At 25.8% G+C, this 14,270-nt stretch carries 12 protein-coding genes and 1 pseudogene; 5 read left to right on the forward strand and 8 right to left on the reverse strand.

Annotated elements, in window-relative coordinates; genetic code table 11:
• Positions 1-286: pseudogene (locus tag X275_RS11695) on the forward strand (Rpn family recombination-promoting nuclease/putative transposase); the annotation flags it as partial.
• A gap of 103 nt (positions 287-389) precedes the next feature.
• Here X275_RS11695 and X275_RS07340 read toward each other — a convergent pair.
• On the reverse strand, positions 390-1,757 hold the full coding sequence (locus X275_RS07340) for an ATP-binding protein (protein WP_047268218.1): 1,368 nt from the start codon (positions 1,755-1,757) through the stop codon (positions 390-392).
• A 341-nt stretch (positions 1,758-2,098) separates the two neighbouring features.
• Between X275_RS07340 and X275_RS07345 the strand changes: the two genes are divergently transcribed.
• From X275_RS07345 to X275_RS07355, 3 genes are all read left to right on the forward strand, one after another.
• Positions 2,099-2,737 (forward strand): hypothetical protein, encoded by a 639-nt coding sequence (locus X275_RS07345; protein ID WP_047268219.1) that lies wholly within the window; start codon positions 2,099-2,101, stop codon positions 2,735-2,737.
• Positions 2,738-2,749: 12 nt separating this feature from the next.
• The gene (locus X275_RS07350) at positions 2,750-3,067 is read left to right on the forward strand and encodes a hypothetical protein (RefSeq protein WP_047268220.1); all 318 of its coding nucleotides are present in this window, start codon (positions 2,750-2,752) and stop codon (positions 3,065-3,067) included.
• Positions 3,068-4,003: 936 nt separating this feature from the next.
• Complete coding sequence (locus tag X275_RS07355; protein ID WP_047268221.1) at positions 4,004-5,548, forward strand: ATP-binding protein; 1,545 nt, start codon at positions 4,004-4,006, stop codon at positions 5,546-5,548.
• Between the two features lie 17 nt (positions 5,549-5,565).
• Here X275_RS07355 and X275_RS11530 read toward each other — a convergent pair whose 3' ends face one another.
• From X275_RS11530 to recJ, 6 genes are all read right to left on the reverse strand, one after another.
• Positions 5,566-5,742 carry a hypothetical protein gene (locus X275_RS11530; RefSeq protein ID WP_156168717.1) on the reverse strand — a complete coding sequence of 59 codons (177 nt, stop codon included), beginning with the start codon at positions 5,740-5,742 and terminating at the stop codon, positions 5,566-5,568.
• Between the two features lie 15 nt (positions 5,743-5,757).
• Positions 5,758-6,555, reverse strand: coding sequence for a 16S rRNA (adenine(1518)-N(6)/adenine(1519)-N(6))-dimethyltransferase RsmA (gene rsmA / locus X275_RS07360; RefSeq protein WP_047268222.1), 798 nt, complete (start codon positions 6,553-6,555; stop codon positions 5,758-5,760).
• Between the two features lie 156 nt (positions 6,556-6,711).
• Entirely contained in the window at positions 6,712-7,692 is a 981-nt protein-coding gene (locus X275_RS07365; RefSeq protein ID WP_047268223.1) for an AI-2E family transporter, read from the reverse strand.
• Positions 7,693-7,696: 4 nt separating this feature from the next.
• Complete coding sequence (gene ruvX / locus X275_RS11120) at positions 7,697-8,353, reverse strand: Holliday junction resolvase RuvX (RefSeq protein ID WP_052913720.1); 657 nt, start codon at positions 8,351-8,353, stop codon at positions 7,697-7,699.
• Positions 8,350-8,595, reverse strand: coding sequence for a hypothetical protein (locus X275_RS07375; RefSeq protein WP_047266085.1), 246 nt, complete (start codon positions 8,593-8,595; stop codon positions 8,350-8,352). Before X275_RS07375 ends, ruvX begins: the two co-directional genes overlap by 4 nt.
• A 1-nt stretch (position 8,596) precedes the next feature.
• The gene (gene recJ, locus X275_RS07380) at positions 8,597-11,725 is read right to left on the reverse strand and encodes a single-stranded-DNA-specific exonuclease RecJ (protein WP_047268224.1); all 3,129 of its coding nucleotides are present in this window, start codon (positions 11,723-11,725) and stop codon (positions 8,597-8,599) included.
• 201 nt (positions 11,726-11,926) lie between these two features.
• Between recJ and X275_RS07385 the strand changes: the two genes are divergently transcribed.
• The gene (locus X275_RS07385; protein WP_047268225.1) at positions 11,927-13,135 is read left to right on the forward strand and encodes a hypothetical protein; all 1,209 of its coding nucleotides are present in this window, start codon (positions 11,927-11,929) and stop codon (positions 13,133-13,135) included.
• A gap of 280 nt (positions 13,136-13,415) precedes the next feature.
• Here the strand turns inward: X275_RS07385 and X275_RS07390 are convergent, their stop codons facing one another.
• Positions 13,416-14,261 (reverse strand): carbohydrate ABC transporter permease, encoded by an 846-nt coding sequence (locus tag X275_RS07390; RefSeq protein ID WP_047268226.1) that lies wholly within the window; start codon positions 14,259-14,261, stop codon positions 13,416-13,418.
• Positions 14,262-14,270: the final 9 nt, after the last annotated feature.

Genomic DNA, 14,270 nt, shown 5'->3' on the forward strand with positions numbered 1-14,270 from the left:
ATTTCGAATGTTTGAAAACTTTGTAAAAGCAATAGATGAATCGTTAAAGAAAAGTTTTGAAAAAGGTATTGAGAAGGGTTTTGAAAAGGGAATTGAGAAAGGAAAATTCGAAGGAGAAAAAACAATCGCAAAAAGTCTTTTATTTAAAAAATTTGGAGATAATATTGTTCCATACTTAAATAACCTTGATTATTTGGATATAAAAACAATTGAAGATTTAACTAACAATATATTTGATATTACTCTTGAAGAGGCTATTAACCTTCTTAAAAATTCATCTAATTAAATTAATAGATATTTTCAATTAAATAGACAACGCCAGGAATAACTCCTGGCGTTGTTGTATATGCTTGGATATCGTAATAAAAATAAAAAAAACATGGGAGCTACTATAAATTATAAATGTTTTCTATATCTTTTGGGCTAAATAAATATAAATTACTGCCTTTTAATTTGAGAAGTTCATTTGAAAACCCACTTTTTGAAAAAATAGCATATATTATATTTTTGTTTTTTACATTCAAAAATTCACTTCTTAATCTTAATTTATCATATACATCGATATCTACTTTTTTATTTGTCCATTTACATTCAGTAAAAACAATATTATTTTTATCATACGCAACTATATCTATATCATATGATTCGTTTTTTTTGTATGGAACTTTTCCCCAAATTTTTCCAATCTTCTCGGGTGTAAACCCGAATAAATCGGGATTTTCCATAATGAATCTTTTACTAATTTCTTCAAATTGAAACCCCATAAATGTATTAAAAGTATCTTTAATTTTTTCAATTGCTTTTTGAGGTGCAAACTCCATTAATGAATAATTTTTATATATGTGATAAAAATAAAAATTGTAAAAACTATCTTTTATAACATATCTAAAGTTTTTGCTATTTTTCCCAAATAATGGTTTTTCTTTTACAATTATCTCGTATATATCACTTAATTCATTAAGAAATTTTGGCAAATTTGTTTGTGGAATGCCTGAAATATCTGAAATTTCAGAACTTGTTCTCATTCCACCTGATAGAGATTCTAATATGGAAAAATAGGATCTATGTTCTGAACCAAATTCAGTAATTAATATATTTTTTGCTTCTTCCTTTAAAGGGGCAAAATCATCAACAAATAATTCATAGACCAAATCTTTTAAATTTTTTTTATTTTGAAACAACCATAAATATTTAGGTATTCCACCTGTTATTCCATATATTTCTAATGATTCTATAATATTATAACCAAAGTCTTTTAACATAATTAAAGAATCCATTAAAGAAAAATCTTTGATCTTTAAAATATAATCATTTCTTCCAAACATAGGCATTTTCTCATCTGTAAATATTTTCTTTATCATTCCTACATATGATCCTAGAACAATTAATTTATTATTATTTCTATTTTCATCCCAAGCATGTTGAAGTGCATATAAAATTTCTTTGTTCACTTTAAAGAAATTTTGAAATTCATCAAAGATAATATATTTAAACTTTTTAAATAGATCAGAAAACAGGTCATACCAATTTGTATATATTCCCTTTGAAAATAATAGACTAATTTCTTTTAATAAAGTTTCTTCTTTTTTTGCTTCAACAAAAAAATAAAATGTATTTTTTTTATTTTTATAAACCTCTTTAATGAGAGTAGTTTTTCCAATTCTTCTACGCCCGTATAAAACAATAAAGACCTTCCTATTTAATTCATTTATTTTATTGAAGAAATCAATTTCCTTTTTTCTGTTATAGAATTTCATAATCTCATCCCCATTATTCTAATAATAATTATACTAATCAGAATTATTCTAAACAGTATAATTATAATACTATTAATAATGAATGTCAACTATTAATTCAATGAAAATGAATCTTTGTGCAATGACTTTTTATTAGTAAAAAAGATAAAACAAAAAATTAACTATATTAATATATCAGGTGATATATTAATTGAGTAATTATTATTAATTTTCGAAATATAAAATTAACAGCAAATTTACCACGTTTTCGTTTACTTTTTTTTGATAAAATAATAAGTGAATAAATTAATATTTTCTGCTGGTGCCAGTTTTATTAATCAAAAAGTATTTGAGGGATGGTAGTGAAAAAGTGGTATGTTTTTATTATATCGATAATGTTATTTGTGACAAGTTTAAATGCAGCTACGATTATAGGTAGTGAAGAAAATAGAAGCTTAAATAATGTCAGCTCTAAAATCGATAAGACATTAGAAATTCAAATTGACAATAAAGTTATAAAATTTATTCCAGAAAATAATATTCCAAAAAATATAAAAGTTTTTTGGGTAAAAAATATTGCAGAATTAAAGAAAATTATTAATGAAATATATTCATTAAAATTAGTACATAGTAAGAAAAATTTTTTAGATAATAAGATTTCGAATACATTAAACATAACTAATCGTACGCATTTTAATTATCTTTTTAATACTTCGGAATATAAAAACAGATGGAACCAAACTGTATTAAAAGTAGTGTTAATTGGAAAGTACTTTTATAATAATAAAAAAGTTACAAGTATAAATGTTAATTTGGAATCTTATACATATAGACCAGGATGGGAGATTGTATCAATGAATAAAAATTATGGTGGAATAGGTTATGATTATGCCTGGGCTTCTGGAGAAGTTGTTTTTAGATTTTATTTAGTAATACACCCCATAGGTGTAACTATTATAACGAAAACATTACATGTTTATGATCAGGCTTTTATTAAATAAAGGGGTGATTAGATGAATTTAATAAATAAAATAATAAAAATAAATTTAGCTATTATATTATCAATAATATCTGTTGTGTTAATTTTTCAGGTAATTTCAATTTTCAGTATTGCAGGCGGTGAAGAAATTTCATTATCAGAAAATAAAATTATAAAAGATATAGTAGATAATTATATGAAAATCGAATTTTATATAGAAAAAGCAAAAAAAGGTGAAATTATTAATATAGAAAAAATAAATAATTTATTGAATGAAATAGAAAATTATAAAATAAGATTAAAAAGAGATATTCAAAAATATTTTCAGGAAGATATGTCATCTGCTGAATAAAAATAAGAAAAACTCATTCTTTCACAGAAATAACCATATAAAATAAAAAAAGGTAAAAAAAGAAAATAAAAAACAAAAGTCATTTTTGACTTCGTCAAAAAAATTATTATTAAAAAGATAAAAAACGAAATCAGGAGTAAGATACTTTAAAGACCTTTTGCAACTTTTCTTCGAAAAGCTGTTTAATGAAAAATAATTATTAAAATAAAAACAGAATAATTTTTGGCTTTGCCAAAAAGTTATGGTAATGTTAGCTTTAAATTGAGGCCCATTATCAGTTCTAATAATTAAATTTTGAGGGATAGCATTTCTAAATTTAATAGCCTGTTAATAAATAAAATTTTTAATTTTATTTATTAAAGAATAAAATACTAATTAAAAATCCAAATATTTGCGAATGATAATGAGCATGTTAAAATCGATAATACTTAGAATACCAACAAATCCGAACCCTTTGCTTCGCAAAAACAACTAAGAAAAATAAATATATATAATATATAAAAAAATTTATAAAATAAAAAATCATTTAGCTTGCGCAGTATGATTTAGAAATATCCGAAATCATAGAACTAGGACGACCTTTTTTTGAAAACACATTATCATCATAATTAGAATCTTTATATTTTTTAACCCATTTTTATCGAAGATAAAAAAGCTTTTATATAATTAAAATTTTTACCTATTTCTATTTTGCGAAGCAAAATATGTTAGAGTTTTCGTTTTCTCATCGAAAAACACCCCTTTCTTTTTTCAATTTTATGATATCACTTTCTTATTTTTTGTCCAAATCTTGTAAGGGGTGAATACGACAGGTATATTAGTAACATGGCTTTATATAATCCCATATTCTCGTGAAAATATATAAAAACAATTTTTCGTAGAATACATTATATGCTATAATAATACTAAGAAAAAACAAATGTGGAGATGATGAAAATGAAAAAATTACCAATAGGAGTACAAGATTATAAAAAACTAATAATAGAAAATTATATATATATAGATAAAACAAAATATATATTAGAATTAGCAAATTCTGGAATACCTACCTTCCTCTCAAGACCAAGAAGATTTGGAAAAAGTTTAACAGTATCAACATTATATTATCTATTTAAAGGAGAAAAAGAATTATTTAAAGATACATATATATATGACAAATGGGAATTTAAAGAATATCCTGTAATAAAACTCGATATGTCAGATAATACATTAACAACATATGATGAATTTATAGATTCACTTAATGAAAGAATTGAAGAATTATATAGAGAATATGATATTTCACCAATAAAAAATAATTTACCAACAAAATTTGGATATTTAATAACAGAATTAAGTAAAAAATATAAAGAAAAAACAGTAATACTCATAGACGAATATGAATCACCAATATTAGAACATATAAACAATAAAGAAAAAGCAGAAGAATTTAGAGCATTTTTAAGAGAATTCTATAAAAAAGTAAAAACAAAAGATGAATACATAAAATTTGTATTCATAACGGGCATTACAAAATTCACAAAAACAGGAGTATTTTCTGCACTTAATAATTTAAATGATATATCCCTTGATACAGATTATTCGCAAATGTTTGGATATACCCAAAATGAATTAGAATATTATTTTAAAGAATATATAGAACAAACAGCAAAAAAGTTTAATATAACAACAGAAGAATTATTAAAAGAAATGAAAAAATACTATAATGGATTTTCCTTTGATGGAGAACATTATGTATATAATCCATTTTCAATATTAAAATTCTTTCAAAAAAAGAAATTTCAAAATTACTGGTTTGAAAGTGGATCACCATCATTTCTATCAAAATATATAGAAGACAAAAAAATAACCTATGAAGATTTAGTAAAAAACACAGTAAGTAGCGATGATTTTACAACAAGAGAAATAGAAGATGCGAATGCAAATATATTCTTCACACAGGCTGGATATCTAACATTTAAAGGAAAAGAAATGTATGGGTTTGAAGAAGAATATATATTAGACTATCCAAATCTCGAAGTAAAAGATAGCTTTTCAAGATTAATATTAGAATCGAATTATAAAGTGGAAATAAAAGAAATAAAAGAAATAAACAAAACAGTATGGAAAAAATTAAAAAACAATGACATAAAAGGATTAATAGAAGAAATAAAGAAAATAATAAGTGCAATACCGTATAACTTACACAAAAAAGAAGAAAAGTATTATCACTCATTAATATTTACAATAATAGCATCAGCAGGAATAGATGTAAAAGCAGAAGAATTAACAAACTTAGGACGAAGTGACCTTGTAATAGATTTTGATGAAAGGATATATCTTTTTGAAATAAAAGTGGATAAAAGCGCAATTGATGCAATAAACCAGATAAAAGAAAAGAAATATTATGAAAAATACAAAGGAAAAGAAATATATATAATAGGGATAAATATAGATTCAGAAAAAAGGAATATTGATGATTATATAATAGAAAAGATATAACTGCATACAATCTCAAATTAACAAAATCCCCATTCATGGGGATTTTGTAATAAGGATTTATCAATAATCTCATCAATCAAAATTCTTTCATTATATTCAAAAGAGTAATAACCAAGAGCAATACGTTTTTGACCAAGACCATATTTAATGGCAAAATCACGGATTTTTCCTTTTGGATAAGGAGTATCGTTCACTTGACAAATACATTTTTAATAATGTTCAATATAATGAAAGATTTCTACGAATTTTTCTATAGATATATTTTCTGGTCTTGTTTTTGGATCAACATTGCATTTTTTTAATACTATTTCAGTATTAGTATCAAAAATTTTTTTTAAATTATTTTTTATAGTTTTTCTCCTCTGTGAAAAAGCTATATGTATGAATTTAAAGAATTTGTTTTTATCAATATCAGGTCTGTTCTTTTTAGGAGTTAGTTTGATGACCACAGAATCAACTTTTGGATTTGGTATAAAAGCATGTGGAGGAACTGTTAATATTTTTTCAACAGTGCAAAAGAATTGTACAAATATACTTAGAGGACTATAATTTTTCCCAGATTTTGCAATCATTCTATCAGCATATTCTTTTTGAACCATTAATAAGGCTATCTGGAAATTCGGTGTTTCTAAAAAGATTTTTTCCAGGATTGGAGAAGTAATATAATATGGAATATTTGCAACATATTTTGGAGAAGATACTTTCGATAAATCTGCTTTTAAGAAATCCATGAATTCTATTTTTATATTATTAAAACTTTTAAATCGCTCTTCTAATAGTGGTTTTAAACGTTCATCAATTTCAAAAGCTAGTATGGTTGCACCGCTATTAACAAGTTCTTCTGTTAATGTACCGGCCCCAGCTCCTATTTCTATAACAGTATCGCCTTTTTTTATTTCTGCTTTTTCTACAATTTTTTTAGCGTATTCCTGTGTTGATAAGAAATTTTGTCCGAGGCTTTTTTTGAGGTATATGTTATATTTTTTTAGCCAATCACTTGTTTTCATAAAAAACTCCCTTCACTTGACAAATTAAAAAAAATGTTGTATAATATCGAAAAAACAAAATAATAACGATTAAATAGAAATATAAACGAATATCAACCAAAAACAACTTTTTAATTCCCCCTGTTTAACCCTTGGCAGCCAAAAAGGCTGCTTTTTTTATATTTTTTTCAAATAATTTATTATATAAATTTTCCAGATGTTCCTGAATACTATAAGCAAAGGTATTGTAATTAATACACCAACTACACCATACATTTGCCCAAAAATTAATAATGAAACTAAAATGAGAAACCAGTTTAAATTGACCTTTCCTCCAGATATCCTTGGGGATAATATCCACATTTCTAGTTGATTGGCCAGGGTAATAATTATAATCCCTTTTACAATACCCATTAATCCAAAGTTCGTAAAACCAAGGAGTAAAATAGGAATTGCAGTAATGAATATTCCGAGATAAGGGATAAAATCTGTGATTCCTGCTAATAATCCCAGAAATAAAGGGTATGGAAATCCAAATATTAATGATGTAAACCATGTTATAACACCAACAAAAAGCGCAGTGATAATTTGTCCGGAAACAAATTTTTTTAAATCTCTAATGGTAATAATTAAAAATCTCTTTGTTTTTTTTATATCGGAATTTGGGAAAAACTTATCTATAATTTTCCATAAACGTTTATTGGCAATGGCCATGTATGCTGAAGCTACAATTAAAAGCAATCCAACTGTTATAAAATTGGAGATATTTGAAGCGAGGTAACTGGCAAATTGTATGATTATATTTTTTAAATATGTTCCTGTAGTATCAAGTAATGTGTTTATTACGTCACCTGTTGTTCCTGGTATATTATTAAAGTCTATATCTTTTATAACATCAAAAGCCTTTTTTCCTTCTTCAACGGTTATTGGAATTAAACTATAAAAAGAATACACTATGGCACCGTAAAAAATGAGTGAAGCCATTGGAACTGTAACTTTTCTTGAAATTTTTAATTTTTCAAGATATGATGCTATTACATCTATTAATATTGTAAAAAACAAAGCTACGACAAGACTTCCGACTATTGTCGGAAATAATTTTAACAATATCAGGAAAAATATTAAATAAGCAACTAAAAACCAGAAAGATTTGGGCATAAAATCACCTTAAAAAAATAATTTTTTTATACTTTATTTGTATGTCAAATTCAGTAAAAATAACATCGTATTCATTTTTTAAATCTTCGAACAAAGTAGTTGAAGTTTTATTTCTTTTATAATACCACCAAAAAACATATGGATCTTTTGCGAGAATATCAGAATTGTTATATATATTGCTATTTTTAATAATAACATCATTAATTAGGATATTTGTTGAATCTAACTCTTCAATTTTATAAGGATTTTTAATATTTAAATTTATGCCAATATTTGGGTTATCAAGAAACATTTGTAATATAAATAGGGCACTGTTTTGATCTTTGGCTTTTTTAGCTTTCTTAGAGTTTAAAAAATTCTTTGTTAATGAATAACTTTGTTGTGTGGTTAAACGTTCATCCATTAATATAACATCTGTATTAAAATTATTCTTTAATTTTAAACAAAAGTCTATCGTTTCGAATGTTTGTTTTGAATATCTTCCAGACATGGATATTGGAAGTCCAACTACAAATATATCCTTATCCTTATAAATTTTATTTAATTCCTTAAATAAAAATTTTGTTTCAAATGTTCCTTTTATTGTTGCAATCTTTAAAACTGCGTCTCCTGTGGCTATACCTGTTTTGCTTAATCCATAGTCAAGTCCAATATACTTCAAAACTTTAACATCTCCTCAATAATATCTGTTTTTGTTTTCTTTATCTCGTATTTAATATCCATATTTTTTAGAATCTGTTCAACTATTTCCTCATCTTCATTCGATATTGCAATAATAGGGAATCCCCCCAGAGGGAAGAATTTAGAAAAAATCTTATTTTTTCTCAATTTGTCTAAAACCTTTACAAGATATTTTTGTTCTACTTTTATATACATATTTAAATCTTTTGTGGTCTTTTTCATATTATTTTACCTCCGCAATTTGATTGTTTAATAATGAAATTAGGCTTCTTGATTTGAAATTTAAAAAAAATCTAATTGAGTTTTTAAGAATCCACTTATCTAAAATACTTTCTTTCGATTTGACATTTTTATGTATTAAATCAAGTCTGAAATTTTCCATAGTTTTAAGTCCATTTGATGTATTTATTACTATACCGGAATTAATTAATTCATCTATGATGTTTTTTACCAGTTCAATATCATCATTAAAATATTGTTTTGAAATAGTGTTTATATTTATACTATCATTTTCTTTTATTATTTCATAAACCTTTTTCATAATTTCCGTAGAAGGATATGTTCTTGAATAATCATACATAAATTTTGTAGAAAAGTCTGTATTATATGCCATAACAAATATAATATTATCTTTTTTATTATGAGGCCATGATGAAATTAGATCAAGTAGTTCTATACGCGTTTTTGGAACATCATATAACATAATTATCGAATTTCTGTCTTTTTGCTCAAGGGCCAATCCATCATTGGCAAATTCTGAAATTAATATTCTTGAAGGTCCTTTTTTATTTAATTCTCTGATATTTATTTTTTCAAAAAATGTGTGTGTGTGTGAATAATATATAATATAATCCTCTGAATATTCATAAGTGGTTGATATATATGATTTTAAATTTATATAGGGTTTTACATTATTGACTATAATATTTAAGTTTTTTGAGTTATATAAATAATCCTTTATCAGTTCAAATTTATTTGAATTTATTTCCTTTACTACCTCAAAAGATGGGACATTGGTATTTACGTTTGCTACTCTGTAACCACTTAATTTAAAAAATTCTTTTATACTTTCATCATAAAATGTTCCTAATATATTGATATCGTAAAATCGCGTTCTTATAATTTTTCTGAATTGTATGTATTCGGGAATATTAGCTATTATTGGATGAGAAAATGAATATATTGGTTCATCTATTAATAATTTTCTGGAAAAATCATTTAACCGCTGAATATTTTGAATATATGCCGGAACAGTGATCAAAATTACTTTTTTGCTTTTCAATATAGAATTTTCAATCTTTGATTTTTTATTATAGTAAATATTTTCAGAAGATATATATTGAGTGATTATCTTATAAGTGTAATCAAGTAATAAATGAGATGAACCTATAATTATTAATTTATCACCACTTGATATCGTATTCTTAATTTTTTCGATTAATAGTGTATTTTTAATTTTTATAGGGGCAAAGATAGCATTCCTTGCTTGATTTATCATATCGAGCAATATTTTATATTTATAATTAGCAAGATGATGGACATTGTCTTTTGCATGTAATGAAATTAATAAATTACCAGAATTCCCTTTTTCTGTTAATGAATCACCTATAAATTCTATATCCTTTACATAAAATTTTAAAATCTTTTGATTATTATAAAAGGTTCTTTCTATTCTAAAATTGCCAACGATATTACATTTTATATTACCAGACAATGTTTCTTTTTTGTTGTTTAATATGCCATATCCAACAATTTCAAATACCATTCCTTTTTCTGTTCTTGCAACAGCTGCAAGATTTTCCTCTTCAGCACCAAATATTTTTACCCTTTCCAGTGAAACATTTCGTATTAAAAATGTTGGTTCTGGATTTTTATATCCATAAGGTTCTAATGCTGTGATATCATCAAAAAAGGTGCTCCATAAATTTTCAATTTCCATATCAATATCTATTTCAGATTCAGGCTCTTTATTACCATATATATTTGCATAAATTTTATTTATTTCATCTCTTAAATATTCGATTTTTTCAGAATCAATAGTAAAACCTGCGGCCAATTCATGCCCGCCATATTCTTTAAAAAAATCTTTATTTTTTTGAGTAAGATTTTTCATCAATTCTATCAGACTAATTCCCTGAGGACTTCTTGCAGAACCTTTTCCGGTGTTATCATTAGAAGTGGTTGAAACAAGTAAAACTGGTTTGTTAAATTTATTAGAAAGTTTTGAAGCAACTATGCCTAAAACACCCAGATGCCAATCTTTACCACTTAATACAATAACTTTTTTATCATGATAATCGGGATTAATATCCATTAAACTTAATGCGGATTTATATATTCTACGTTCATGTTTTTGTCGTTCTGAATTTAAATCGAGTAATTGTTTAACCTTTTTTTCTAAATTTTTATTTTCTTCAGTCATTAAAAGCTCAAAAGCCTTCATGGCATCGGACATTCTTCCAGCTGCGTTTATTTTTGGAGCAATTTTATACGCAACTACATATGATTTTACGTCTTCGGGAACAACCCCGATTTCTTTCATTAAATATTTTAATGCAGGATTAGGATTGTTTCTTAATTTATCCAGGCCTTTTTTTACAAAAAATCTATTTTCGGACCTTAGCGGGACAATATCAGCAATTGTTCCAAGCGCTACCAGGTCAATTAACGAAAAAGGATCGAAATCGTCTTTATTTAGAGTTTTATGAATTGCGAATAATACCTTAAAAGCCACTCCAACACCTGATAATCCTTTAAATGGATATTCATCATCCTTTCTCTTAGGATTGACAACCGCATCAGCATCAGGTAAAATATTTTGTGTTTCATGATGATCCGTTATTATTATTTTCATTCCTTTTTCCTTTGCGTGTGAAACTTCATTTAATGATGTTGTGCCACAATCCACAGTAATTATATTTTTATACCCTTTCTCATAAAGTTCATCTATTGCCTCTATGTTTAAACTATACCCTTCATCTATTCTATTTGGAATATAAGCTTCAATATCCCAACCAAGAGCTTTAAATCCCTGATACAAAACTGCAGCAGCTGTTACACCGTCAGCATCATAATCACCATAGACAACAAGTTTTTCTTTTTTTTCTTTTATGTCAATAAGCAAATCAACAGTCTTATCCATATCTTTTAATAGAAATGGATCAATTATAGATGATTCATCTGGATATAGAAATTCTTCTATATCCTCTTTAGTTTTTATTTCTCTGGAAATAAGTAATTTTATTAAGAATTCTGATAAACCGGTTTCAGCAGCCAGTTTTCTGGCTAACTTCAAATTTTCTGTAAATAAAGGACTACTTGAGTCCCAATAGACCCTCCAATTCTTTTTCAAAATATTCTCCCCTCTCTATTTATTTTTTTTATTTTGTTATAATTATACAAAATTTTTGCTATAAATAATATTAGGAAAATATTCCATTAGCTTTAATTTAACGTTAATTCGTTTATCCTGTATGAATAAAAGGTTGTGGAATGTAACAATTTTAGCAATATCATGGTATAATAAAATAAACGAATTTTTGGGGGTGAGGTTATGCGAAAAATACCTTTTATTTTAATTGTATTGGTATTTGCAATATCTATTTTTGCAGAAGATAGTAGAAAAACACTGTTAATATACTCAAAAGGATATTCAACATTGAGTACGAAAGTTGAACACAAACTAAAAGAAAGATTACTTGATATGGGGAAATATCGATTAATTGAAAGAGATTTAAATGTATTAAACGAAGTGGAAAGAATATTAAGTGGAATAGCCAATAAAAAAGACTTTAAAATGAATCAATTGGCGGCTGATTATATTGTGTATGTAGAAGTAATAGATGCGTCATCACGTAGAAAAGAAGATGATGATGGTAATGTATGGTATGAATTTGAAATTGAAGGAGCATATAGATTAATAGATGTAGAGACAAGCCAGATTTTAGAAGTAAGAAGTATAAATGCATATGGTTCATATAATGTAACTAAGTTTGTAAGCGAATATGAAGCAAGAGATCTTGCCAAAAATCAGGCTATAGAATATTTGGTTAATACCCTTGTTTATAGAATGAATAAATTATTTTTGATTAATGCAAATATTATAAATGTAGAGAATAATATGGTTTTAATAGATGCTGGAAAAAATGTAGGAATATATAAAGGTATGATGTTTTCCTTTTCTAAAATATTTAAAGTAAAAGATGATATATATAGAAAAAAGGATGGAAAGCTAATAGTTAGAGACGTTTCAAATAACACATCTATTCTGGAAATTCTTGTAAAACCAAAATTTGATTTGAATAATAATATTAAAGTTATAGAAAATCCAGATTTATCACCAATAAGAGGACATTTTATTTTAAGCGGTGGGTATGTATTAAACGATAATTACTTATTTAGAATGGATTTTCTTGGAGATAACTATAAAGGATTTGGATTTGGATTTTATTTAGATTTTATATTTGGTAAAGATAATCCTGTATTTTCAACTGGTATCTCATTAAATTATATGAAACAATTTAATAAATTTATGCCAATAATTGGTGTTGATTTATATATGAGTTCTTCAATGGAATATGAAACAGAATATGCTACAAATATAGCCCTTGGCATAAGTCCAAATATAGGAGTAAATATATTATTAACAGATAATTTTGGATTTACATTAAATGGTGGATATAGATTTGAAACTACAATTGAAGGCAACTATAAACCTATTAATTCTCCATTTATAAGAGCTGGAATTGACATAATATTTTAATAAAAAAATATTAAGGATTATATAATTGAAAAATATAATAGGTTGTCCAAAAAGTAAAGCCGCTCAAACCTTAATTGCTAATCTTCAAAAATAGCATATTTTCGCCGGTCGTATCAGACTCACATCCATGTCCGGCTTCATATGCTATTTTTTCAGGCAATTTTCGAGTTTTCGCTTACTTTACTAATTGGACACCCTAAAAATATAATACAAAAAATCCCCATAAATGGGGATTTTGTTGTATAAATTTATCAGAAAAATTTTCTGTACTTTTCTTTTATTACCCTTTAAGACCTGAACTAACAAGGCTTTTAACGAATAGGTTCTGGATTGCAAAGAATATTATTAAAGTTGGAACAAGAGCGATCATGGTTCCAGCCATTATTGTTCCCCAATTATTAGAAGCTTCTGCATCAATTAGCATCTTAACTCCAATTTGAATTGTTTTCATTTTATCTTCCATAGTGACGACCAAAGGCCACAAATATAAATTCCATGCATAAACGAAATTAATCAAAGCGGCGCCACCTAACATTGATTTTGATAAAGGCAAAAGTATTTTCCAGAAATATTGCATTGAAGTTGCACCATCAATTTTTGCAGCATCGCTTAATTCTTTAGGAATAGTTAAAAAATGTTGTCTCATCAAAAATGCATTTGTTGCACTGGCAGTGAAAGGGATAATTAAAGCTAAATAGGTATTTATCCACCCAAATTGTTTCATAATAAGGAATAGAGGTAAAATCATAACAGTTTCTGCCGGTAAAAATAAAGTTATAAATAATATCATGAAAGAGAGGTTTTTCCCTTTAAATTGAAAGTTAGCAAATGCATATCCTGCAAGTGTTCCTGTTACTAATTTTCCAAAAGTTATAAAAAATGCAACTATTGAAGAATTTAAAAGCATTCTTCCTAAATCTACCAATTGAAGTGCCTCCACATAATTTTGCCAGTGAAATGAGCTGGGAAAAAGTTTTGGTGGGAAGGTATATACCTCAGCTGGTTTCATAAAACTCATGCTCAATGCTAATAAAACAGGAGCCATTACTATCAAAGATATAATTATTAAAATAATTTCAGATAATATCAAATTCATTTTTTTCTTTCTTGAAATGCTTGAAGCCATAATCTCACC

The sequence above is a fragment of the Marinitoga sp. 1197 genome, from assembly GCF_001021165.1.
In the GTDB taxonomy this organism is placed as follows: Bacteria; Thermotogota; Thermotogae; order Petrotogales; family Petrotogaceae; genus Marinitoga.

What these genes read in the sequence shown, in the direction of transcription:
- X275_RS07340 (WP_047268218.1), bottom strand. Translation starts at nt 1,757, where the DNA reads ATGAAATTCTATAACAGAAAAAAGGAAATTGATTTCTTCAATAAAATA.
- X275_RS07385 (WP_047268225.1), top strand. Translation starts at nt 11,927, where the DNA reads ATGCGAAAAATACCTTTTATTTTAATTGTATTGGTATTTGCAATATCT.
- X275_RS07365 (WP_047268223.1), bottom strand. Translation starts at nt 7,692, where the DNA reads ATGCCCAAATCTTTCTGGTTTTTAGTTGCTTATTTAATATTTTTCCTG.
- X275_RS07350 (WP_047268220.1), top strand. Translation starts at nt 2,750, where the DNA reads ATGAATTTAATAAATAAAATAATAAAAATAAATTTAGCTATTATATTA.
- rsmA (WP_047268222.1), bottom strand. Translation starts at nt 6,555, where the DNA reads ATGAAAACAAGTGATTGGCTAAAAAAATATAACATATACCTCAAAAAA.
- X275_RS07375 (WP_047266085.1), bottom strand. Translation starts at nt 8,595, where the DNA reads ATGAAAAAGACCACAAAAGATTTAAATATGTATATAAAAGTAGAACAA.
- X275_RS07355 (WP_047268221.1), top strand. Translation starts at nt 4,004, where the DNA reads ATGAAAAAATTACCAATAGGAGTACAAGATTATAAAAAACTAATAATA.
- X275_RS07390 (WP_047268226.1), bottom strand. Translation starts at nt 14,261, where the DNA reads ATGGCTTCAAGCATTTCAAGAAAGAAAAAAATGAATTTGATATTATCT.